This is a genomic window from Herbaspirillum rubrisubalbicans, assembly GCF_003719195.1.
In the GTDB taxonomy this organism is placed as follows: Bacteria; Pseudomonadota; Gammaproteobacteria; order Burkholderiales; family Burkholderiaceae_D; genus Herbaspirillum; species Herbaspirillum rubrisubalbicans.
In genome coordinates this window covers 2,987,446-3,009,572 of sequence record NZ_CP024996.1, presented here as the reverse complement: position 1 = coordinate 3,009,572, position 22,127 = coordinate 2,987,446, and the positions used below count along the sequence as shown (strand labels likewise).

At 61.6% G+C, this 22,127-nt stretch carries 18 protein-coding genes and 1 pseudogene; 12 read left to right on the top strand and 7 right to left on the bottom strand.

Annotation, left to right across the window (positions count from 1 at the left end):
* Positions 1 to 23 precede the first annotated feature (23 nt).
* The 3 genes from RC54_RS13460 to RC54_RS13450 all read right to left on the bottom strand — a co-directional run bounded on the left by RC54_RS13460 (position 24) and on the right by RC54_RS13450 (position 2,861).
* Entirely contained in the window at positions 24 to 1,691 is a 1,668-nt protein-coding gene (locus tag RC54_RS13460; RefSeq protein WP_058895660.1) for a bifunctional protein tyrosine phosphatase family protein/NAD(P)/FAD-dependent oxidoreductase, read from the bottom strand.
* A gap of 76 nt (positions 1,692 to 1,767) precedes the next feature.
* Positions 1,768 to 1,962, bottom strand: a complete 195-nt coding sequence (locus tag RC54_RS13455; RefSeq protein WP_058895659.1) for a YgaP family membrane protein — start codon at positions 1,960 to 1,962, stop codon at positions 1,768 to 1,770.
* A gap of 23 nt (positions 1,963 to 1,985) precedes the next feature.
* Entirely contained in the window at positions 1,986 to 2,861 is an 876-nt protein-coding gene (locus RC54_RS13450; RefSeq protein WP_058895658.1) for an MBL fold metallo-hydrolase, read from the bottom strand.
* Positions 2,862 to 3,130: 269 nt separating this feature from the next.
* Between RC54_RS13450 and RC54_RS13445 the strand changes: the two genes are divergently transcribed.
* Positions 3,131 to 4,459 (top strand): sigma-54 interaction domain-containing protein, encoded by a 1,329-nt coding sequence (locus tag RC54_RS13445; protein WP_061789854.1) that lies wholly within the window; start codon positions 3,131 to 3,133, stop codon positions 4,457 to 4,459.
* An 87-nt stretch (positions 4,460 to 4,546) separates the two neighbouring features.
* Positions 4,547 to 4,711 carry a hypothetical protein gene (locus RC54_RS13440; RefSeq protein WP_156425841.1) on the top strand — a complete coding sequence of 55 codons (165 nt, stop codon included), beginning with the start codon at positions 4,547 to 4,549 and terminating at the stop codon, positions 4,709 to 4,711.
* A 99-nt stretch (positions 4,712 to 4,810) separates the two neighbouring features.
* On the opposite strand, the pseudogene RC54_RS13435 reads toward RC54_RS13440, so the two are convergent.
* Positions 4,811 to 5,740, bottom strand: a pseudogene (locus RC54_RS13435) (cation diffusion facilitator family transporter).
* A gap of 342 nt (positions 5,741 to 6,082) precedes the next feature.
* Between RC54_RS13435 and RC54_RS13430 the strand changes: the two are divergent.
* From RC54_RS13430 to RC54_RS13420, 3 genes are read left to right on the top strand one after another with little or no spacing between them, the layout of a single operon-like run.
* The gene (locus tag RC54_RS13430) at positions 6,083 to 6,898 is read left to right on the top strand and encodes a MetQ/NlpA family ABC transporter substrate-binding protein (protein ID WP_058895655.1); all 816 of its coding nucleotides are present in this window, start codon (positions 6,083 to 6,085) and stop codon (positions 6,896 to 6,898) included.
* 36 nt (positions 6,899 to 6,934) lie between these two features.
* Positions 6,935 to 8,107: a methionine ABC transporter ATP-binding protein gene (locus RC54_RS13425; protein ID WP_082803142.1), complete on the top strand. Its 1,173-nt coding sequence runs from the start codon at positions 6,935 to 6,937 to the stop codon at positions 8,105 to 8,107.
* Positions 8,097 to 8,759 (top strand): methionine ABC transporter permease, encoded by a 663-nt coding sequence (locus tag RC54_RS13420; RefSeq protein WP_017453513.1) that lies wholly within the window; start codon positions 8,097 to 8,099, stop codon positions 8,757 to 8,759. Before RC54_RS13425 ends, RC54_RS13420 begins: the two co-directional genes overlap by 11 nt.
* A gap of 33 nt (positions 8,760 to 8,792) precedes the next feature.
* On the opposite strand, the gene RC54_RS13415 is transcribed toward RC54_RS13420, so the two are convergent.
* A complete protein-coding gene (locus RC54_RS13415) occupies positions 8,793 to 10,124 on the bottom strand; it encodes an APC family permease (protein ID WP_061789826.1) in 1,332 nt (443 codons plus the stop codon).
* Between the two features lie 37 nt (positions 10,125 to 10,161).
* On the bottom strand, positions 10,162 to 11,559 hold the full coding sequence (locus tag RC54_RS13410) for an amidase (RefSeq protein ID WP_061789825.1): 1,398 nt from the start codon (positions 11,557 to 11,559) through the stop codon (positions 10,162 to 10,164).
* A gap of 322 nt (positions 11,560 to 11,881) precedes the next feature.
* On the opposite strand from RC54_RS13410, the gene RC54_RS13405 reads away from it, so the two are divergent.
* On the top strand, positions 11,882 to 12,583 hold the full coding sequence (locus tag RC54_RS13405; protein WP_061789824.1) for a TetR/AcrR family transcriptional regulator: 702 nt from the start codon (positions 11,882 to 11,884) through the stop codon (positions 12,581 to 12,583).
* Positions 12,584 to 12,751: 168 nt separating this feature from the next.
* Here the strand turns inward: RC54_RS13405 and RC54_RS25275 are convergent, their stop codons facing one another.
* The gene (locus tag RC54_RS25275; protein ID WP_164471177.1) at positions 12,752 to 13,117 is read right to left on the bottom strand and encodes a hypothetical protein; all 366 of its coding nucleotides are present in this window, start codon (positions 13,115 to 13,117) and stop codon (positions 12,752 to 12,754) included.
* Here RC54_RS25275 and RC54_RS13400 point away from each other — a divergent pair.
* The 6 genes from RC54_RS13400 to RC54_RS13375 all read left to right on the top strand — a co-directional run bounded on the left by RC54_RS13400 (position 13,089) and on the right by RC54_RS13375 (position 22,089).
* Positions 13,089 to 14,468 carry a DUF1329 domain-containing protein gene (locus RC54_RS13400; protein ID WP_061789823.1) on the top strand — a complete coding sequence of 460 codons (1,380 nt, stop codon included), beginning with the start codon at positions 13,089 to 13,091 and terminating at the stop codon, positions 14,466 to 14,468. The two genes, RC54_RS25275 and RC54_RS13400, sit on opposite strands and share 29 nt — an antisense overlap.
* A 106-nt stretch (positions 14,469 to 14,574) precedes the next feature.
* Entirely contained in the window at positions 14,575 to 16,260 is a 1,686-nt protein-coding gene (locus RC54_RS13395) for a DUF1302 domain-containing protein (RefSeq protein WP_061789822.1), read from the top strand.
* Between the two features lie 80 nt (positions 16,261 to 16,340).
* A complete protein-coding gene (locus RC54_RS13390; RefSeq protein WP_061789821.1) occupies positions 16,341 to 18,737 on the top strand; it encodes an efflux RND transporter permease subunit in 2,397 nt (798 codons plus the stop codon).
* Between the two features lie 9 nt (positions 18,738 to 18,746).
* Entirely contained in the window at positions 18,747 to 19,754 is a 1,008-nt protein-coding gene (locus tag RC54_RS13385; RefSeq protein ID WP_061789820.1) for a WD40/YVTN/BNR-like repeat-containing protein, read from the top strand.
* A 53-nt stretch (positions 19,755 to 19,807) separates the two neighbouring features.
* Positions 19,808 to 20,575 (top strand): gamma-glutamyl-gamma-aminobutyrate hydrolase family protein, encoded by a 768-nt coding sequence (locus tag RC54_RS13380; protein WP_061789819.1) that lies wholly within the window; start codon positions 19,808 to 19,810, stop codon positions 20,573 to 20,575.
* 143 nt (positions 20,576 to 20,718) lie between these two features.
* On the top strand, positions 20,719 to 22,089 hold the full coding sequence (locus RC54_RS13375) for a glutamine synthetase family protein (RefSeq protein ID WP_017453504.1): 1,371 nt from the start codon (positions 20,719 to 20,721) through the stop codon (positions 22,087 to 22,089).
* Positions 22,090 to 22,127 lie beyond the last annotated feature (38 nt).

Sequence of the window (22,127 nt, the reverse complement as noted above, 5' to 3'; positions counted from 1 at the left end):
TGAAGTTCGAGACTGCCATGGCATCAACCCACCATTTCCGGTTGCGCCAGCCATTCGTGGCCCTTCAGCATTCCCTCCCAGTACAGCGGTGGCAGGATGCGCTCCTTCAATAGCCAGGCCAACCGCGAAGGTCGCGTGCCCTCCAGCATCCAGCCCGGGAAGCTGGGGGCCAGCTTGCCGCCGTAGTTGAACTCGGCCAGCACGATCTTGCCGCGCTCGACCGTCAGCGGACAGGAACCATAGCCGTCATAACGCGCCTGCGTGGTTTGTCGGCCGAGGTTGTAGAGCACGTTATGCGCCACTACCGGTGCCTGTTTGCGGGCGGCGGCGGCCGTCTTGGCGTTGGGCGAATTGGCGGCGTCACCCAGCCCAAAGATGTTGCCAAAGCGCTTGTGCTGCAAGGTGCTCTGGTCCACCTCGATCCAGCCGGCCGCGTCGGCCAGGGGGCTACTGCGGATAAAGTCCGGCGCACTCTGCGGCGGCACCACGTGGATCATATCGAAGGGGACTTCGATCTTGCCGGGCTGGCCCTCGGGCGAGGTGACGCTGAAGGTAGCGATCTTGCGGCTGCCATCGATGGCGGTAAGGGTCTGGCCGAAGTTCAGCGCGATGCCATAGGCTTGCACGTATTCCATCAAGGCCGGCACGTAGTCCGGCACCCCGAAAAGTACCGCGCCGGCTGCATGGAATTGCACCCTTGCCTGACCCAGCACCCCGGCGCGCCGCCAGGCGTCGCAGGACAGGTACATGGCCTTCTGCGGTGCACCGGCGCATTTGATGGGCATGGGCGGTTGGGTGAAGAGGGCATTGCCGCCCTTGAAGCGCTGCACCAGTTCCCAGGTATAGGGCGCCAGGTCATAGCGATAGTTGGAACTCACGCCGTTGCGACCGAGGGTATCGGTCAATCCTTCGATGCCGTCCCAGTTCAGCTTCAGGCCGGGACAAACCACCAGTTGTTGGTACTTCACCACGCGGCAGCCTTCCAGCAGCACAGCATGGCGGTCGGGCTCGAAGCCGGCCACCGCTGACTTGATCCAGCGCACCCCGCGCGGAATGAGCGAGCCCATCACGCGCGCCGTCTGCGCCGGCTGGAAGACGCCGCCGCCCACCAGCGTCCAGCCGGGCTGGTAATAGTGCACATCGGCCGGATCGATGATGGCAATATCCAGCCCCGGTCGGCGCGCCAGCAGGCTGGAAGCCACCGAGATGCCGGCCGCGCCACCACCGATGATGACTACCTGATGGCTGGAATCGGCTACTTCGAAGGGCGAGGCCTGGCGCTGCTCAAGCCGCCTCACCAGTGCGCTGAGGTCATAGCCGGCCTGGCCGGCGCGGGTGAGGATATCGCCGCTGGCCAGTTGCCCCGCCTGGGACAGGCCCCACAAGCTGGTACTGCGCATCCCGCTGCGGCAATAGGCCAGCACCGGTGCGGGCAACTGGTCGAGCAGGCGGTCGAACTCGGCGGCCTGGTCATCGTCCACCTGACCGGGCTTGACCGGCAGGTAGCGGGCCTGGATGCCCATGGTCTGGGCCGCTTGCTCGATTTCACGGAAACTGGGTTGATCGCCGGCTTCCCCGTCCGGACGATTGCAGATGATGGATTTGAACCCGGCGTGAGCAATGGCTGCCATATCGGCAGGCATGAGCTGGGCCGAGACGGACAGCTTGGCCGTCAGTGGCTTGATGGGCATGGAATGTCTCCTCGGTTGACCTGCGCCACCGCTGACGGCGTCCCGGCACCGTCAGTGGTGGGTTACTTCACTTCTTTCACTTTTCCCTTGTCGGGCAACTGCTGATACCCAGCAGCGGATAGAGCGGACAAAAGCGGAATAGCCCGGTACCCAGGGCAATGAGACCCAGCCAGCCCCACCAACCCACGGTGCCGGTCGCGGCCAGGATCACCAGCACGATACCGATGACGATTCTCAAGATGCGGTCCATGCCGCCTACATTGCATTTCATGATGGCTCCTTCGGGTTGTGAAATCAGACAGTGTTCAGGGGGATCTTCAGGTAGCGCACGCCATTGGCTTCGGCCGGAGGCAACTGCCCGGCGCGCATGTTGACCTGCACCGAAGGCAGCAGCAGTACCGGCATGGCCAGGGTGGCGTCACGGGCGCTGCGCATGGCCACGAATTCTTCCTCGCTGATACCGTCGCGCACGTGGACGTTGCTTTGGCGTTGCTCGGCCACGGTGGTCACGAATTGCAAGGCGCGGCCATTGGGCTGATAGTCGTGGCACAGGTAGAGGCGGGTATGCGCTGGCAGGCTCAACACATCATTGATCGAGTGGAACAGGGTGCGGGCATTGCCGCCGGGGAAATCGCAGCGGGCCGTGCCGTAGTCGGGCATGAACAGGGTGTCGCCCACGAAGGCTGCGACCTGTGCGCCTTCTTCCACGACATAGGTAATGCAGGCCGGGGTGTGGCCGGGCGTATGCATGACCCTGGCCTTGAGATTGCCGATCTGGAAGCGCTCGCCATCGACGAAGAGATGGTCGAACTGGCTGCCGTCATGCTCGAATTGCGCGCCGGCATTGAAGAGCGTACCGAACACGTCCTGCACCTGGCGGATGTGTTCGCCGATGGCAATGCGCCCGCCCAGCTTGCGCTTGAGATAAGGCGCGGCCGACAGGTGGTCGGCGTGGGCATGGGTTTCCAGGATCCACTGGACCGTGGCCCCCAGGTCGTTGACGCGCTGGATCAACAGATCGGCGCTGGTGGTGGAGGTGCGACCGGACTTGGGATCGTAGTCCAGCACACTATCGAGCAGTGCGCATTGCCCGGTGGCGCGATCAAGCACGATGTAGCTCACCGTACTGGTGGCGGGATCGAAATGGCCTTCGATGTGCAGGTTGTCCATGCTCTCTTCCTCTGTCTATGTCACTGATGTGATCTCTATCAAAACCTGTGCCAGTCCCGAAGTGGCCTATAAGTCATTGATATATATAGGGAAAATATTTGTCTGTCATGGTGAGCGATAAGATTGTTCTGCCAGTGACAGTGCCAATTGGCAGTGGCATACTGCCAATTGGCAGAAAGATGGGTGGAAATAACGCAGAGGTCAGCGATGGCAGCGATCTCGAAGTCCTATTGCTACCCGACATCCTTTTGGTGAAAGCGAGCTTGTTCATGCAGTCTCTTCCCGATGTGCTCCAGGCCTTTCAGGTGCAGGCGCTGATTTCGTATCTCGATCACGAGGCCACGCCCATGATCGTGATGAATACCCAGTACGAAATCCTGGCCGCCAATACCGCCTACAAGCGCCAGTTCGCCACGGCGGGCAAGCCCTACATCGGTCACAAGTGCTATGCCATGTCGCATCACTACCAAGTACCCTGTGACCACGCCGGCGAGCACTGCCCCTTGCAAAGTGCCTTGACCACCAAGGGCCCGGACCGGGTGCTGCATATCCATCACACCCCGCGCGGCCCGGAGCATGTGGATGTGGAATTGCGCCCCATCATCGATGAACAGCATCGCGTGGTCGGATTCGTCGAACGCCTGCAGACCGTGCGCCATGCCTCGGTGCAGGCTAGCCGCCAGGGATTGGTGGGCAAATCGGCGGCCTTCAATCGTGCGCTGGGGGAGTTGCAACGGGTGGCAGCATCGGAACTGCCGGTCTTGCTACTGGGGGAGTCCGGCACGGGCAAGGAACTGTTCGCCCGCGCCCTGCATGAGGCCAGTGCCCACGCGCGCGGGCCGTTCGTGGTGCTGGACTGCTCGGGCCTGACCGAGACACTGTTTGAAAGTGAATTATTCGGCTATGAAAAGGGCGCCTTTACTGGCGCCCACGTGCGCAAGGCCGGGCTGGTGGAGACGGCCAAGGGCGGCACGCTATTCCTCGATGAGATCGGGGATGTGCCGCTGGGGATGCAGGTCAAGCTGTTGCGCCTGATCGAATCCGGCACGTACCGCCGGGTGGGCGCGGTCGATACCCAGCAGGCCGACTTCCGCCTGGTGGCGGCCACCCACAAACCACTGCAGAAGATGGTGGCTAATGCCCAGTTCCGGCAAGACCTTTACTACCGGATCAGTGCCTTCCCGATTCACCTGCCGGCCTTGCGCGAGCGCCGCGATGATATCGCCTTGTTGGTGCAATCCCTGCTGCAGCGGGGCAATGGCGCGCCCCAGCAGCGGCTGCAAGTCTCGCCCCAGGCCATGGCCAGTCTGCTCAACTACGACTGGCCCGGCAATATCCGGGAGTTGCGCAACGTGCTGGAACGCGCGCGCTTGTTCGCCGATGATGGCGTAATCAAGCCGGAGCATCTGGCGCTGGAGCCTCCCTTGGCGATACCTGTGCGATCCCTGCAAGCCGGGCGCTCCAGTCATCGGTCCGATCTGGCGGACCTGGCCGACATCGTCAGGCAGTTCCACGGTACGCGCAAGGAATTGGCCCGCAGCCTGGGCTGGAGCGAGCGGACCTTGTATCGGCGGCTGAAAGCGGTGGGGCTGGCGTAAAGCGCAGTCAGGAAGGGCGGCGGTCAGATTCTGTTCTGCCCCATGCGCTTATCCCTGCGCAGACACAAACTCGGAGTCCCCCAAGCCATGCATCCCGACTTCAAAGTATTCATCCGTCAGTATCTTGGCGTCATCTTTGCCGCACTCTTGCCTGTCATCGCGGTGACCTTCCTTTCCCTACCTTTCAATTTGGCTGGACACTCAGGACAATCCCACGCCATGACGGCGATGACGGATTTTCATTTGATCTGAACGCGGAAAAGTAATGACCCAACAGTGGCCAGGAAGCCTTCTGAAAGGGACCGTTTCGACACAGGACAAGGCGATCAATGACCCGTGACAAAATGTGATTTAACCCGGATCCGGTCGACGCCAAGGATCGATATGGGTCATTAGATTAAGGACACGATGGCGCTGCATCACGTGCTGCCTGGCCAGGACGGCGATTTCGTGTCCTGCTTCCACCGTCATCAGGGCATCGACTTCAAGATGGGCATCAACCACGATCATGTCGCCCATCTTGCGGGTACGCACGTCGTGTATGCCGTTGACCCCCGGTGTCTCCAGCAGGGTGCGGCAGATCGCCTCCAACTCATCCTGATCGACAGCGCGGTCCATGAGATCGTGCAGCGCTTCCCAGGCAAACTCCCAGCCCATCTTTACCACCATGACGCCCACGATCAGTGCCGCAATAGGATCGAGAATGGGATAACCTGCCAGATTGCCTGCGATGCCGATCCCGACGACCAGGGACGATGCGGCGTCAGAGCGGGCGTGCCAGGCATTGGCGACCAACATGCTGGATTTGACGCGCTTGGCGACGCTCAGCATGTAGCGGAACAGCAGTTCCTTTGCCAATAACGCGCCACCGGCCACCCACAATGCCAGGACGTGAACCTCCTGAACGCTCTTCGGATTGTCGAGTTTGACGATGGCCTACCAGAGCATTCCGAGGCCAACGGTGAGCAGCAGCATACCCAACACGAGTGAGGCTGCCGTTTCAAATCGATGATGGCCATAGGGGTGTTCCTCGTCAGCATCTTTTTTGCTGTGGTGGTTCGCCAAGAGAACAACAAAGTCGGCTACCAGATCGGAGAGAGAGTGGATGCCGTCGGCAATCAAGCCCTGCGACTTCGAAAATACCCCAGCCATGATTTGCAACAGCGTCAGCAGCAGATTGACCGCCACACTGACCCAGGTACTTTGCGAGGCGGCCTTGGTGCGGTCCTGCCGGGTATGGTCGGTATCTTCGGTATCGTCGGAAAAGTCGTTGTAATGCATGACCGGATCATTGGGTGGAATTTATAAATGGATCATCATGCACGACTAGTCTTAGCCTGGACTTAGCGCCAGTTCCCCAGCTTGGAATCTCGCACGCGCATGGATTGCAAGTGGCATTGCGGGATCCACCGCTTCATGCAAAAAGCGGATAACCATGCATGTTTTACTTTGTAGCCCTAAGCGATCGCCTCGCCCACAATCTGGCTTCGTGGCGGCTGTCGAGTTCGCTCGCTCCCATCGCTGATGCCCGCCATCACCACCGTCCCTGCTGGTTTCCAGCGACGAGTGGCAGCGCGCAATGCCGCTTGCTTTGAATAAATCTTTCCTTTTACGGAGCCTTGCATGAAGCTTTCCCGTTTGTTGCTGCTCGTCCTCACCCTTGCTTCCCTCCCACTGGCCCATGTGGCGCAGGCTGCCGACAAGCTGCGTATCGGCGTGGTGCCCGGTGCCTATGGCGATTCGGTGGCCGTCGCCGCCAAGGAAGCCAAGAGCCAGGGTATCGACGTGCAGGTGGTCGAGTTCACCGACTGGACCACGCCCAATGTCGCCGTGGATGCTGGCGACCTGGATCTGAACTACTTCCAGCACCAACCCTTCCTGGACAATGCCATCAAGAAGAATGGCTACAAGCTGGCCAGTGCCGGTACCGGCATCCTCTCCAACGTCGGCCTGTATTCGCTCAAGCACAAGTCCTTCGCTGAGCTGCCCCAGGGCGCCAAGGTCGGCATCGCCAATGACCCGGTCAACCAGGGACGCGGCCTGCTGTTGCTGCAAAGCGTGGGGCTGATCAAGCTCAAGCCCAATGTCGGTTATCTGGGCAGCCTGGATGATATCGTCGAGAACCCCAAGAAACTGACCTTCGTCGAGGTGGAAGGGCCACAACTGGTGCGTATTACGCCGGACGTCGATCTGGCCCTGGGCTATCCGCACTTCATCGTGGCTGCCAAGGCGTTCGATGCCTCCAGTGGGTTGGCCTATTCCGGTATCAGCGATGCACGCTTTGCCATCCAGTTCGTGACCAAGGCCAGCCGCGTCAATGATCCGGTGGTGCAGAAATTCATCCACATCTACCAGAACTCGGCGGCGGTGAAGGCGGTCATCCACCGCGCCTTCAACAACGACAACCGTCTCTATACGCTGGCCTGGCAGAAGCAGTAAGTGCGGCCAGCCCATCTAGTTCAGGAAGGAAACGGCATGGAACTCACCATCACCGCCAGACAATCGCTGACCGCGCCCAGCCGTTTCGAGCTGCAGCGCGAGCCGGTACCGACCTCGACGCTGGCCGGTAGTAAATCCGGTGCGGCGCGCAAGGGAAGCGTGGCTTTGCGAGGTGTCGGCAAGACCTATACCTCCTCGGCCGGGCCGGTACAGGCGCTGCAGGAGATTGATCTGGAGATTGCACCCGGCAGCATCTTTGGCATCATCGGTCGCAGCGGGGCCGGCAAGTCCAGCCTGCTGCGCACCATCAACCGGCTGGAGACGCCCACCAGCGGCCGGGTCGAGGTCGATGGGGTAGACCTGGCCACGCTCGATGAAGCGCAACTGGTCGATCTGCGGCGTCGTATCGGCATGATCTTCCAGCACTTCAACCTGCTCTCGGCCAAGACCGTGTTCGACAACGTGGCCTTGCCCTTGCGCGTGGCGGGCGTGCCGCGTCTCCAGGTGGAGAGCCGGGTGCGCGAACTGCTGGCCCTGGTCGGCCTGGCCGACAAGGCCGATACCTACCCGCGGCGCCTTTCCGGTGGTCAGAAGCAACGGGTGGGCATTGCCCGCGCCCTGGCCAGCGGTCCCGAGATCCTGCTGTGCGACGAAGCGACCTCGGCCCTGGACCCGGAAACCACCCACGCCATCCTGCAATTGCTGCGCGAGATCAACCGCAAGCTCGGCATCACCATCATCTTGATCACCCATGAGATGAGCGTCATCCGCGAGATCGCCGATCAAGTGCTGGTGCTGGAGCAGGGGCGCATTGCCGAACTGGGGCAGGTGTGGGAAGTCTTCGGCCATCCCAGACACGCCGCCACCCAGGCGTTGCTGGCGCCGTTGCAGCAGGGCTTGCCACCTGAATTGCAGCAGGCGCTGCAAGCGCAGCCACCGGCCACGGAGCATGAGCGCGAATATGAGCGCATATTGCAGTTGCAATACCGCGGCGGCGATGGCCTGGAGCCTGACCTGCTGCGCATCGCCCAGGCGCTGGGTGGCAAGACGCGCTTGCTGCAGGCCAACGTGGAACGTATCCAGGGACATACCCAGGGCCAGCTCTACGTGGCCCTGGCCGGTGTCAGCGAGACGCCCGACTGGCAAGCGCTGACCCAGGGTCCGCAAGCCATTGCACATCACATCAAGGAGTTGGGTTATGTCGTTTAGTCTGTCCATTCCCATTGAGCGCTATGGCAATGCCTTGCTCGACACCTTGCAGATGGTCGGCGTCTCCGGTGCGCTGGCGCTGGTGGCCGGCGTGCCGCTGGCGATCCTGTTGATCGTGACGGCGCCGGGCGGCTTCCTGGCCTGGCCGCGCTTGCATCGGGTGCTGGGCAGCATCATCAACGGCTTTCGTGCCACCCCGTTCATCGTGCTGCTGGTGGCATTGATTCCGCTGACCCGGCTGGTGGCCGGCACTACCATCGGCGTGTGGGCGGCCATCGTGCCGCTGGCCATCAGCGCCACGCCGTTCTTTGCGCGCATCGTCGAGGTCAGCCTGCGCGAAGTCGATCCGGGTCTGGTCGAGGCGGCGCAGGCCCTGGGCTGCAAGAAGTGGCACATCGTGCGCCACGTCTATCTGCCCGAAGCCTTGCCGGGCATCGTCGGCGGCTTCACCATCACGCTGGTGGCGTTGATCAGTTCCTCCGCCATGGCCGGCGCGGTCGGCGCCGGTGGGCTGGGCGACCTGGCCATCCGCTATGGCTACCAGCGCTTCGATACCCAGGTGATGGTGATCGTCATTGCACTATTGATCCTGCTGGTGTCACTGGTGCAGCGGCTGGGCGATGGCTATGTGCGCTGGTTGCGCAATCGCTGAGCGGACTGGATGAAGCATCAAGGAACTGGCCACTCACACGGCCAGTTCCACCCGGTGCCGGGCGCGCAGGAACAAGCCATAGACCACGCCCACGACCAGCCAGGCGGCCCCCAGCTTGAGGGCGATCGGCGCCATGCCGGTAAAGACCATCAGCACCACCGCGATGCCAGCAATGGGTACGCACCAATGCGCGAAAATCTGTTTGCTGCGCTGCTTCCAACCCATGTGCACCAGCACCGAGACGTGCAGGAACAAAAATGCCGACAACGCGCCGAAATTGACAAAGGACGCCAGCCCATCGATGTCATTACGCATCAACAGTGCAATGACCAGCGAAAGTGCGGTTGAAAACAGCATGGCGACGTAGGGCGTGCGATGGGTCTTGTGCAGTGTGGCAAACATCGCCGGTAGCTGGCGGTCACGACCCATGGCAAACAGGACGCGGGCCACGCCGATCTGCATCGGCAAGGCATTGGTGAAGCCAACCGTCAAGGCCAGCAGCCAGGCCAGGGCGATCGCATAAATCGGTCCGAAATGCTGGGCCGTGAGGCTGAAGATGGCCGCTGCGGGGTCATCCACGCGCACGTCTCGCATCAGGCAACCCAGGATCCAGGTAATCAACACACACAGCACGCCGCTGATGAGAAGCACATTGACGATGGCACGCCCGATCAACTTGCGGTCGTCGCTTTTGACTTCCTCGGACAGCGTGGAAATGGCGTCAAAACCAAGGTAGGAGAGGATGCAGATCGAGGTGGCGGAGAACACCTTGCCCAGCGAGAACAGTTCGCTGGAGTAGAAGGGCTGCAAGTCCAGTCCACCACCATGCCCCTTGAGCAGGGCGTGCAGGCCCAGGATCAGCAAGCCCAGCACGATGATGAACTGGGCTGCTACCGAGAGCATGTTCACGCGTGAGGTGACGGTCACACCGAACCAGTTGATCAGCAGGGCGATGCTGACCAGGATGATGATCCAAGTGGCGCGGTCGATCTGCGGCATCAGGGTACCCATGCCCACCGACATCAACAGGAAGATCAGGGACGGAATCAGGAGGTAGTCCAACAGCACCAGCCAGCCCGCCAGAAAACCCGGGAAGCCGCCCAGGCAATAGCGCGCAATGCCATAGACCGAGCCGGCACTGGGTACCACCTCGGTCATGACCGCATAGCTCTTGGCTGTAAAGTACATACAGATGGCGCCCAGCAGGTAGGCCAGGGCGATCAGGCCACCCGAGGCAGCCCAGACGAAACCGAGGGTGGACAAGGGGGCGACGGGGGCGATATAGGCCAGTCCATAGGCCAGTAAATCACGATATTCCAGGCTGCGGGTCAGGCGTACATCTTGGCTGTCAGGGCTTGCGGTCATGGTGTCTCCAAATGAGTGAACGGGATAGTCCTAGCAATTAGAGTGCCGGGTACTTCCAGTCTTGTATTTTTTCCAGTGCCGCGCCGATGCGCACGACCATCGTTTCTTCGAACGTGGGGCCGATAATCTGTATTCCGGTGGGCACGCCATTGCTGGCCAGCCCCGAAGGCATGGCCAGGATAGGATAGCGGCTCAATAAATTGAAGGGGTAAGTCAGGGCATTGGTGAGCAGGTTGTCGTGCGAATCCTGTACGCCCGCAGCAGGGGTGTCGGTGCTGGCCATGGTCGGGCAGATCACGGCGTCGTAGCGCTGGAACAGGGCCTGCATCCGCGCGTGCATGTCGCCGATGACTTGGGTGGTGCCCAGGAATTGCTTGGACGTGATCCTGACAGCGGCGTCAGCAAACTTGTTGACGTAGTCGGTGACCTGCTCGCGCCGTCCTTCGATCGCTTCGGCCAGGCCATGCCCGAGCAGGAAGCCCAGGTAATGGGTGAAGGCATCGCAGACGTCCTGGTTCCAGTCCATCTCGATTTCATCCACCTGCGCCCCCAGGCTGCGCAAGGCTGCCACGACCGCCTGTGTATTGCGCAGGACGTCTGGGTGGATGTTGAAATAACCCAGGTCATAGGACACTGCAATCTTCAATCCATCGATGGGCGTAAAGCTGGTGGGCAGTTCCAGCTTGGGCTTGACGGTGGCCGGGTCGGCCGGGTGCGGGCCATTGATGACATTGAACATCCGCGCGCAATCGGCCACCGTGCGGGCCATCGCGCCGTTGTGGTTACAGGTGTTGATGGCATACGAAAACACTTCTTCCGGCACCCGTCCATAACTGGGCTTGAGACCCACCACACCACAATAAGCCGAGGGGACGCGGATGGAGCCGCCGATGTCGGAGGCGGTGGCCAGCGTGGTCATGCCCGCCGCCAGCGCTGCGGCGCTGCCACCGGAAGAGCCGCCACAGGTGATGTCGTGGTTCCAGGGATTGCGCGTAATGCCGTGGCGCAAGGAACGGGTGAAACCAGCCAGGTAGAACTCCGGCACATTGGTCTGGGCATGGATGACCGCGCCGGCATCGAGCAGGCGCTGCACCAGCGGGGCGTTGGTGCGGTCCGGTTCTTCGCCGCACAGCCAGGAGCCCTGGGTGGTGTGCATTCCGATCAGGCTGTGCTCGTTCTTGATGGCGGTGGGGATGCCCTCCAGAGGGCGCGCTGCTTCAGGGTCGCGCAGATAGACTTGTTCGGCGGCGCGCGCCTGTTGCAGCGCCAGTTCGGTACGGCGTCTGCTGAAGGCATTGATGTCGGGCTCCAGGCGCTCGGCCCTGGCCAGTTGCGCTTGCAGCAATTCGACCGGCGACAGTTGGCGGGTGCGGAACAGGTGTTTGGCTTCTTTGACGCTCAGGAAACACAGATCGGAATCAGCGGGTAGGGACATGGTGTCGATGCCATCGGTTGCAATACGGTTGAGGGATGCACGGCTCCAACTGAATGCACGGACGATAGGCGGACTTATATGCGAGTCCGATATCGGTGCAGGTCAGCGGCGCGGCGGGTGAAATGGTTTATATGTTTTCGATTCTAAGCCGAACAAATGTTCGGGTGCAAGCCTTGTTTGCGTTTATCCTGATGATGGCTTCCGACGGCTCTTGATGGCTGCTTTTACTGGTCTTGTGCAAGAGCCGTCCGAGCAATCTGCGGTAAGATGCGCCGCTTGACCTTGCTGCATTGATGCAGCTCTCCCTGCTCTGAACAAACCCATGGCCAAGAAAAAGACTTCCGCGACTGCTCCCACCCCCAGCGCCACACCCGCCACCACTACGGCTACCGAAGACATGCTGGCGCCGCGGCGTATGCCCAACCAGGCGCGTAGCCGCGAAACGGTAGAACTGGTGTTGCGCGCAGCCGGCACCGAAATCGAACAGAACGGGCTGGACAGCCTGACCACGCGGCGCATTGCGGCGCTGGCCGGCATCTCGGTGGGCACGCTCTACGAGTACTTCCCCAACAAGCAGGCCATCGTCTATGCCCTGGTCACGGACTGGATGGAACGCATCCTGGCGGTGATGGATGCACTCCATCCGCAACACCCGGAGGGCTGCCAGGACATGCTCACTTACCTGGGTACGCAGGTGGACCAGCTTTCGCAGATGTATATAGACCAGCCGGGCCTGGGCGCCCTGGTCACCATGCTGTCTTCGGTGCCGCAGCTGCGTGATGCAGTGCGGGAACACGATGAGCGCAGTATCACGTCGGTGGCCAGTGCGCTGCAGTATTTCGCGCCGGGCGTGGAGCCTGCCGAAGCGCGTTCGATGGCCCATACCATCATCGTGATCGCGCATGAACTGTTGTGCGAAGCCATCGTGCGCGAGGCGCCCGATGCCGCCACCCTGATTCGCAACCTGAAGGTTTGTGTCTTCGCCCTGGCGGCGCGGCTGCAACTGTCCAGCCAGACGCTGTAGGAGCGCCAGGCGCAGCCTTGCTGCGCCTGGGTTTCCGGTGATCTGTTGCGCCTTTCTCCGCGCTTTCTTTCTTCTCGCTCTCATTCACCCTGGTCGACTGATGCCTTTGCTGGGCGACCAGCGACACCTCTTCCAAGCAGCCCGTTTTCTCTCCCTCTGATGGGGCAATCACGCCTCAATGCTGGGCATCGATATCCATTTCTGCATACTATTTGTGCGCCCGGAAACGACCCGAATAAAAAAGTGAAGAGAACGCATAAATGCGCTTGAATCCGAACTTATGTTCGTTTTATACTGAATTTCATCGCGGCAGTGTTCGGCGATAAGAGCTAAAAAATATAAATAATAAAAAGACGACGTCGGTAGCACGGTGACTCTCGTCAAGCGTGGGGGCGATTCACCTTTCATTCGTTCTAAACAGTCTTTTGGGAGTGGCGAAATGCAGGCATGGAAAATTGCTGGTGGAGAAGTTGTGTGCAGGGAGACGGGCAAGCAGGGCAGGGCGATGGCGCAGCGCTGGCCATTGCGGGCCATGGCAGCCGTACTCCTTTGCTGTTGCGGTTCGGCGGCCTGGGCGGCCGATGCCTCGGCGTTGGGCACTACGCTCACCGCACTGGGCGCGGAGAAGAAGGGCAATGCCGATGGCAGTATCCCGGCCTGGGTGGCCGAGCGCCAGGATAACGGGGCGTGGAATCCCAAGGTGTTGCGTGGCGACGCCTGGAAATACAAAGGTGAAAAACCCATCCTCACCATCAATGCGAGCAATGCCGATAAATATGCGGCGCGCCTGTCAGCTGGTCAGATGGCACTGATCAAGCAGATCAAGGGCTATCAGATCGATATCTACCCCACCCATCGCAGCTGCGGTGCGCCTGATTTCGTGGCCGAGAACACCCGCAAGAACGTGGATGAGGCCCGTATCGGCGAGGATGGCTGGTCGCTCAAGGAAGCGGTAGTGCCAGGCATTCCCTTCCCGCTGCCCAAAAACGGGATCGAGGCGCTGTGGAACATGAAGATGCGCTATCGCGGCGTGGGCGTGAGCTTCAAGGGCGCCAGCACCGATGTCTCGCCGCACAAGGGCAGCAATGAGTGGATCGTGGCCGGCTACGATGAAACCTTCTTCTACCCCTGGGGCATGAAGGGGTCGCGCAAGCTCAGTGAAGTGGGGCCCGGTTATTCCAAGGCCTATTACGAATACGCAACCCCGGTGGCGCTGGCCGGACAGGCTGGTTCCATTTCCGACTTCGTCAACCAGGCCGGTACCGAAAGCTATTACTACTTCCCGGGTCAGCGTCGCGTGCGTCGCCTGCCGTCCTACGCCTACGATGCGCCGCAACTGGGCTTCGAGAACCAGTATGCGGTCGATGAAACCCAGGTCTTCAGTGGCGCTCCTGATCGCTTCGACTGGAAGCTGGTGGGCAAGAAGGAACTCTATGTTCCCTATAACTCCTTCGGCGCCTACGACTTCAAGGCCAAGAAGAGCGACGTCTTGCAGCCGGACTTCGTGGCGTCTTCCCATCGACGCTACGAGCTGCACCGGGTGTGGGTGGTGGAAGCCACTGTCAAGTCGGGGGTACGCCATACCTCGCCCAAACGCATCTTCTATCTGGATGAGGATAGCTGGAACGTGGTGCAGGCCGAGGATTATGACGCCCAGGGCAATCTGTGGAAGGTGCGCGAGGGTTACCTGATTCCCGTCTATGAAACCGGCACCTGCGACGTGATGGCCTTTGCCCAGTACAACCTGGCCGAAGGGCGCTACCTGGTCGATTTCCACGCCATCGGCAGCGGCTCCAATCCGCAATGGGCGACCGAACCCGATGGTCCGCGCTACAAGGCGGGCTTCTACACGGCCGAAAATCTTCGTTCCATCAGTGATCGCTGATCGCGGACTGCGAACCCAGGATCAACACTCAAGGATCTCTTCCGACCGCACCTGGAAGTGCGGTCGGGCAGCCTGCTCATTCAGTCAGATCTAGCGGAGGAAAAACATGAACAACATCAAGTGGCGTTTGATCGCCATGGCGGCGGCTACCCTATGCGCGCGTACTGCCGGGGCCTATTCCTTTGACGCCGGCGATGGCGCCATCCAGGGCACCCTCAATTCGACCGTGGCCGTGGGCATCGGTATCCGTACTGCCAATGCTCCCTGCAACACCATCGTCGGCAGCGATGTCAGCGGTTCCACCCCGGGTGGCGGCACGCCTACCGGCACCAGTGCCAGCGGCTGTCTGGATGCACTGGCAGGCTACAACGACCAGGGCAACCTGAACTACAACAAGGGACACGCCTTCACCGAATACCTCAAGGGCACGCACGAGCTGCTGCTCAAGTTTCCCAATGACTACAAGTTCATGGCTCGGGTCAACTGGATCAAGGACTTTGCGGCCACCAGCGTCTCGGGCGCGGTCAGCGGCTACGGCGGCCAGGGGCTGACTTCGGATTCGCAAGATCAACTGGCCAGCAAGGTGCGCCTGCTGGACCTGTGGGTGAGCAAGGAATTCGAGATCAACGACCAGCGCGCCCGTCTGCGCATCGGTAACCAGGTCATCAACTGGGGCGAGAGCATGTTCCTGGCCGGTGGTATCAACCAGACCAACGCGGTCGACCTGATGCGTCTGTCGCAGCCTGGCACCCAGCTCAAGGAAGCCATGCTGCCGGCCCCCATGGCCAGCTTCGCGACCGGCCTGGGCCATGGCCTGAACATGGAAGCCTATGTGCAGACCCACTGGAACCGCAATTACTTCCCGCCCGTGGGCAGCTACTGGTCGACCTCGACCATCGGCAACGGCGCCTCTTCCTTTGCCAACGGCACGCCCAACGTGGCCATGCCGACCGGCAGCACGCCCCGCAATGGCGGCCAGTATGGCGTAGCGCTGCACTACAAGCCCGAGAGTATCCAGGCCGACATGGGCTTCTATGCCATGCGCTATCACGACAAGTCGCCGGTGGCCGTCACCCCCAATGGGGGCGCGACCCAGTTCACTTACCTGCAGGACCGCCTGATGCTGGGGACCAGCATCAACTTCCCGCTGGGGGACTGGGCCATCGGTTCCGAACTGTCCTACCGCCCGCGCGATGCGGTCAGTCTCAACCCGCTGGCGGTGGGCTGCCCGGACAACAAGTGCTATGCCGAAACCAAGAAATTCCAACTGGCTGTGACTGGCATGTTGACCATGTCACCGACCGACTATACGGTGGCCCGCTGGCTGGGTGCCAGCAGCGCCACGCTGATGGCCGAAGCCGTGATGGTGCATTACCCGGAGTTGAAGAGCAGCTATAACGGTGCGCCCCTGGCAGCAGGTTCCTGGTTGTGGGGGGCACTGACCTCCACCGACAGCTTCTTTGCCAACGGCACCGTGCCGTCGCAGGGCACCAATACCTCCTGGGGTTACAACCTGGACTTCAACTGGACCTATGACGGCACCCTGATCCCGGGCTGGCAGGTCACGCCGGAGGTGTATTACTTCCAGGCCGTGCGGGGTCGCACCCCCAATTCGGCGGCGCTGTTCATGCAAGGGGCCAAGTCGGCCAACTTCACGGTGACCTTCACCCAGAATCCGGCCAAGTGGCTCTTCGGCGTCAACTACGCGATGTTCTGGGGCGGCGACCAGGCCCTGGACCAGCCGCTGCGGGGCCGCAATTTCGTGGGTGCCTACGTCGCGCGTAATTTCTGACCTGGCGTCCTGATCTTCCCGGAGAGTGGCACAGCCGGTGTGCGCTCTCCCTTCTTATCGCTTCCTGGAAAAACGGCATCATGTTGAACTTGTTCAAATCGGGCGCAGCGGAAAAAATGCTGGGAAAGGCATTGGCCCGCATGGAAACGCTGCTGTTCCACTACCGCAAGACACTCTTGTGGTTGCTGGCCGGCTTTACCGTCCTCATGGCGATCTCGGCCGCACAGCTGCGCATGGATGCCGGCTTTGAAAAACAGATGCCCATCGGGCATGAGTACATCCGCAACTTCCAGAAATACCAGAACGACGTGCTGGGCGCCAATCGCCTGACCTTCGTGGTCAAAGCACGCCACGGCACGATCTGGAACAAGGCGGCCTTAACGCGTCTCTACGATGTCACCCAGGCCGTCATGCTGCTGCCCAATGTCTCGCGGCTGGGTGTGCAGTCGCTGTGGACCTCCAACAGCTTCGTCAACGAAATTACCGAAGAGGGCTTCCGGGCCGAGTCGCTGATTCCGGCCGATGTCACCCCCGAACTGCTCAACCCCGACAACATCGCCGCCATCCAGCGCGCCACCAGCCAGGGGCAGTTCGTCGGCACCCTGGTGGCACGCGACCAGAGCAGCGCCATGGTCACGGCCGAGCTCAATGAATTCGATGCCAAGGGCAACAAGATCGACTACGTGGCCTATAACCACCTCCTGGAACAACAGATCCGGCAGAAGTTCGAAGACGCCGATATCGAGATCCAGATCATCGGCTTTGCCAAGCAGATCGGCGACATCGCCGACGGTGCCCGTGGCGCCATCATGTTCTGTGTGATCGCCTTGCTGCTGACCGCCGCTGCGGTGTACTGGTACTGCCATTCGATCCGTCTGACGCTGTTGCCGGTACTGTGTTCGTTGACTTCGCTGGTCTGGCAGTTCGGCAGCCTGCATCTGCTGGGCTACGGTCTGGACCCGCTGGCGGTGCTGGTGCCCTTCCTGGTGTTTGCCATCGGCGTGTCGCACGGGGTGCAGCAGATCAACTACATCGTGCGCGAGATCTCGCACGGCAAGAACACCGAACAGGCTGCCCGCGCCAGCTTCACCGGCCTGCTCATCCCCGGCACCCTGGCGCTGGTGACGGCCTTCGTTTCCTTCATCACGCTGGTGCTCATTCCCATCCCGATGGTGCGCGAGCTGGCCATTACGGCCTCCATCGGCGTGGGCTTCAAGATCATCACCAATCTGGTGATGTTGCCGGTGGCGGCGTCCTTGTTGCGCTTTTCCAAGGACTATGCCGATCGCGCCATGCTCAAGCGCGAGCAGCGTGCTCGCTGGTTGCGCTACCTGGCGCGCGTGGCCGAGCCGCGCAAGGCCGCTTGGGTACTGGCGGCCACTGCCGTGATCCTGTGCGTGTCGATCTGGCAGAGCCATGATCGCGTGATCGGCACCTTGCAGCCGGGCGCCCCCGAGCTGCGCGTCGAATCACGCTTCAACCAGGATGCGCTGTCCATCGCCAACAGTTACGACACCGGCCTGGACTGGTTGACGGTGATGTTCGAAGCCGAGCCCGCCTCCTGTGAAAACGTCGCCCTGGGCAGCTACCAGAATGATTTCGTCGGCTACATGCGCGGCGTGCCCGGGGTGTTGTCCATCAGCAGCTATGCCGACCTGCTGCGCACCTATAACGAAGGCTACAACGAGGGCAATCCCAAGATGGCCGTGATCCCCCTGGACGCCGGCAACTATGCCGGTCTGTCGGTGGAGGTGAGTCGTCTGCATGGCTACATGCGCAAGGATTGCAGCATGGTCGCAGCGCATCTGTTCCTGACCGACCATAAGGCGGCCACCATCAATGGCGTGATCGCCAAGATCAAGCAGTTCCGTCAGCAAGACCGTCTGCCGGGCGTCACCATCGCCCTGGCGGCGGGTAATGCCGGCATCCTGGCCGCCGTCAACGATGAACTGGAGCGCAGCGAATTGCCGATGATGCTCTACGTCTATGCCGCCATTGCCATCCTGGTGTTCCTGGTCTATCGCGACCTGCGCGCCGTCGTCGCCTGCTGCCTGCCGCTGACGGTGGGTACCTTCATCGGCTACTGGTTCATGAAGGATCTGGAGATCGGCCTGACGGTGGCGACCCTGCCGGTGATGGTGCTGGCCGTGGGTATCGGCGTGGACTATGCCTTCTACATCTACAACCGCCTGCAACTGCATCTCTCGCACGGCACGCCCATCGTCAAGGCCCTGGAGCAGGCCATGCTGGAAGTGGGGATGGCCACCATCTTCACCGCCATCACCCTGGCCATCGGCGTGGCGACCTGGTCCTTCTCGGCCCTCAAGTTCCAGGCCGACATGGGCAAGCTGCTGGCCTTCATGTTCCTGGTCAACCTGGTCATGGCCATGACCGCCTTGCCGGCACTGGCCGTGTGGCTGGAGCGTCTGTTCCCGCGCAAGAAGGCGGTACGTGCCTCCGGCATCTTCGATCACTGAGGGTTTCCGATGATTACCAAGTACGTAAAAAAACGGCTGCTGCCACTCTGCGTGGCGCTCACTCTCGGTTTGAGCGCGGGCATGGCGTTGGCCCAGCAACCGGAAGCGCCGCAACAGAAGATGGCGCTGCCCGATGTGCAACAGGCCGCTGGCATGTTGCTGGCCGCTGACCATGCGGGCAACCGCCTGGTGGCCGTGGGCGAGTATGGCGCGGTGCTGCTCTCCGATGACGGTGGCCAGCATTTCCGTCAGGCCGGCACCGTGCCCACCCGCGTGACCCTGACCAGCGTGAGTTTTGCCGATGAGCGCAACGGCTGGGCAGCCGGTCATTGGGGGACCATCATCCACACCACCGATGGTGGCCAGACCTGGAGCCTGCAGCGCAGCGATGTCACGACCGACCAGCCGTTGTTCTCCATCCATTTCAGCGATGCCAGCCATGGCGTGGCGGTGGGCCTGTGGTCGTTGCTGCTGACCACCGAGGACGGTGGCCGCAGTTGGCAGCAGGTGAAGCTGCCCAAGCCGCCCGATGGCGGCCGGGCAGATCGCAACCTGATGGGCCTGTTCAACAGCGGCAAGCGACTCTACGCCGTGGCCGAACGCGGCCTGGTGCTGCGTTCGGATGATCTGGGCCAGAACTGGACCTACCTGGACACCGGCTACAAGGGCTCATTCTGGACCGGCCTGGCGCTGCGCGATGGCAGCCTGCTGGTGGCCGGCTTGCGCGGGACCATCTATCGCAGCAGCGATGGCGGTGACCACTGGCAAGCCATCGATAGCGGCGTCAAGAGTTCCATCACGGCGCTCACCCAGATCGGTCAACGCGTCATCGCCGTAGGCCTGGATGGCGTGGTGCTGTGGAGCGATGACCAGGGGCGCAGCTTCCATTCTGCCCAGCGCGAGGATCGCCTCACGCTGACCGCCGTCAGCGCCAGCGGCCCGGCCACGGCCATCGCTTTTTCCAAGCAGGGTGTGGTGCCGGACTTCATGCGCCTGCTGCCCAAGACATCCGATTGACGATTCACCCCATTTTTACCCGATTTTCACTCCATTGTTAGCCCGCTGAGATCATGAACAAGCCGCTCATCATTGTCCCTTCCTGCACCATGAAGATCGATACCGATGCGTATTACCTGGCGCAGATGAAGTACGTGGATGCCGTCTCCCTGGGCGCCGGGTGTATGCCGCTGGTGCTGCCGGCCTGTGCCGCGCGCACCGACTGGGAAGCCGTGCTGGACGTGGCCGATGGCATCCTGCTGACCGGTTCGCCCTCCAATGTACATCCCTCGCTGTTCGGTGAAGACGTCTTGAATCCCGCCTTGCCGCTGGATGAAGCGCGCGATGCACTGACCATCCCGCTGATCCGCAAGGCAGTGGATCGTCGCATTCCCCTCATGGCGATCTGCCGTGGCACCCAGGAAATCAACGTGGCCCTGGGTGGCTCGCTGCATCAGGCAGTGCATCAGGTGCCGGGGATGATGGATCACCGCGATGACGACGATGATCCGCTGGACGTGCAATACGGCCCTGCGCACCGGGTCAGCCTGACGCCGGGCGGCATCGTCTCGGCCGCCCTGGGTGGCCGCAGCGAGTTGATGGTCAATTCCCTGCATGGTCAAGGCGTGGCCAGACTGGCGCCGGGATTGCGGGTGGAAGCAGTGGCCGAGGATGGTCTGGTGGAAGCCTTCAGCGCCGCCGAGGGCGCCGGTTTCATGCTGGCCGTGCAGTGGCACCCGGAATGGAAGATCACCGAGAACCCCGATTCGATGAGCCTGCTGGCGGCCTTTGGTCAGGCTTGCCGCCAATACCAGCAACACAAGAAGGAGGGCAGGGCATGAAGGCGCTATGCACTTTCCTGTCGGGGCTGCCGTAGCGCATCGCGCCGCCTGTGCGTGGGCCAAGCAGTGAGGATGTCGCCACGCCAGTGATGCCCCCAGCGGGCCAGCCAGACCCCAACTACAACGTATTACGAGAGGACCCTATGTCATTGCGCAATAATTTTTCCTATAACGACATGGACCAGTGGCTCAATGAGAATCGTGTCACCGAGATCGAATGCCTGGTGCCGGACCTGACCGGCGTGGCGCGCGGCAAGATCATGCCGCGCACCAAGTTTACCGAAGACCGTGGCATGCGGCTGCCCGAAGCCGTGCTGGGCATGACCGTCACCGGCAACTATCCGACCGATGACGCCGCCTACGAGCGTGCCATTTCTTCCACCGATCGGGACATGATCCTGCGCGCCGATCCCAATACCATCACGCTGGTGCCCTGGGCCACCGACCCGACGGCACAGGTGATCCATGATTGCTATTTCGCCGATGGTTCGCTGATCGACTTCGCCCCGCGCTCGGTGCTGCGTCGCGTGCTCGCCTTGTACGCCGAACGCGGCTGGTCGCCGGTGGTGGCGCCGGAGCTGGAGTTCTACCTGACCGCCCAGAACACCGACCCCGACCTGCCCCTGCGCCCGCCGGTGGGACGCAGCGGGCGCGCCGAAACCAGCCGCCAGGTCTACAGCATCGATGCGGTCAATGAATTCGATCCCTTGTTCGAGGATATCTACGACTACTGCGACATGATGCAGCTGGACGTCGATACCCTGATTCACGAGATCGGCGCGGGCCAGATGGAAATCAACTTCCTGCACGGCGAGCCGCTGGGGTTGGCCGACAAGGTGTTCTTCTTCAAGCGTACCCTGCGCGAAGCGGCGCTCAAGCACAACATGTATGCCACCTTCATGGCCAAGCCCATGACCGGCGAACCGGGTTCGGCCATGCACATCCACCAGAGCGTGGTGGATAGCAAGAGCGGGCAGAACATCTTCAGCAACCCCGATGGCAGTGCAAGTGAAACATTCCGTCATTACATCGGCGGTCTGCAGCGTTATATGCCCGCTGCCATGGCCATCGTCGCGCCATATGTGAACTCTTACCGCCGTATCGTGCGCCACACCGCCGCTCCCATCAACATCCAGTGGGGCCGGGACAATCGCACCGTGGGCTTCCGCGTGCCGGAGGCCGGGCCGCAGGACCGCCGCGTGGAAAACCGCGTGGTCGGCGCCGATGCCAATCCCTACCTGGCCCTGGCGGTGACGCTGGCCTGCGGCTACCTGGGCATGACCCAGCGCCTGGAGCCGACCCCCATGACGGTCAACAGCGCCTATGACCTCGACTACCAATTGCCGCAGACCTTGTCCGAGGCCCTCGATGGCTTGCGCAAGGAAGCCCATCTGCGCCAGGTACTGGGGGAGCGCTTCATCGACGTCTATGCCGCCATCAAGACCCTGGAACACGCCGAGTTCATGCAAGTCATCAGCCCCTGGGAGCGTGAGCACCTGTTGCTGCACGTCTGAGGCCGGCAGTCGGCCATCCTGTTATCTGGCGCTGGATC

Bases quoted from the DNA above. Each gene is read 5' to 3' on its own strand.
- RC54_RS13455 (WP_058895659.1), bottom strand. From the start codon at position 1,962: ATGAAATGCAATGTAGGCGGCATGGACCGCATCTTGAGAATCGTCATC.
- RC54_RS13415 (WP_061789826.1), bottom strand. From the start codon at position 10,124: ATGACCGCAAGCCCTGACAGCCAAGATGTACGCCTGACCCGCAGCCTG.
- RC54_RS13420 (WP_017453513.1), top strand. From the start codon at position 8,097: ATGTCGTTTAGTCTGTCCATTCCCATTGAGCGCTATGGCAATGCCTTG.
- RC54_RS13390 (WP_061789821.1), top strand. From the start codon at position 16,341: ATGTTGAACTTGTTCAAATCGGGCGCAGCGGAAAAAATGCTGGGAAAG.
- RC54_RS13425 (WP_082803142.1), top strand. From the start codon at position 6,935: ATGGAACTCACCATCACCGCCAGACAATCGCTGACCGCGCCCAGCCGT.
- RC54_RS13410 (WP_061789825.1), bottom strand. From the start codon at position 11,559: ATGTCCCTACCCGCTGATTCCGATCTGTGTTTCCTGAGCGTCAAAGAA.
- RC54_RS13375 (WP_017453504.1), top strand. From the start codon at position 20,719: ATGTCATTGCGCAATAATTTTTCCTATAACGACATGGACCAGTGGCTC.
- RC54_RS13385 (WP_061789820.1), top strand. From the start codon at position 18,747: ATGATTACCAAGTACGTAAAAAAACGGCTGCTGCCACTCTGCGTGGCG.
- RC54_RS13400 (WP_061789823.1), top strand. From the start codon at position 13,089: ATGGCGCAGCGCTGGCCATTGCGGGCCATGGCAGCCGTACTCCTTTGC.
- RC54_RS13460 (WP_058895660.1), bottom strand. From the start codon at position 1,691: ATGCCCATCAAGCCACTGACGGCCAAGCTGTCCGTCTCGGCCCAGCTC.
- RC54_RS13380 (WP_061789819.1), top strand. From the start codon at position 19,808: ATGAACAAGCCGCTCATCATTGTCCCTTCCTGCACCATGAAGATCGAT.
- RC54_RS13430 (WP_058895655.1), top strand. From the start codon at position 6,083: ATGAAGCTTTCCCGTTTGTTGCTGCTCGTCCTCACCCTTGCTTCCCTC.
- RC54_RS13445 (WP_061789854.1), top strand. From the start codon at position 3,131: ATGCAGTCTCTTCCCGATGTGCTCCAGGCCTTTCAGGTGCAGGCGCTG.
- RC54_RS13405 (WP_061789824.1), top strand. From the start codon at position 11,882: ATGGCCAAGAAAAAGACTTCCGCGACTGCTCCCACCCCCAGCGCCACA.
- RC54_RS13450 (WP_058895658.1), bottom strand. From the start codon at position 2,861: ATGGACAACCTGCACATCGAAGGCCATTTCGATCCCGCCACCAGTACG.
- RC54_RS13395 (WP_061789822.1), top strand. From the start codon at position 14,575: ATGAACAACATCAAGTGGCGTTTGATCGCCATGGCGGCGGCTACCCTA.
- RC54_RS25275 (WP_164471177.1), bottom strand. From the start codon at position 13,117: ATGGCCCGCAATGGCCAGCGCTGCGCCATCGCCCTGCCCTGCTTGCCC.
- RC54_RS13440 (WP_156425841.1), top strand. From the start codon at position 4,547: ATGCATCCCGACTTCAAAGTATTCATCCGTCAGTATCTTGGCGTCATC.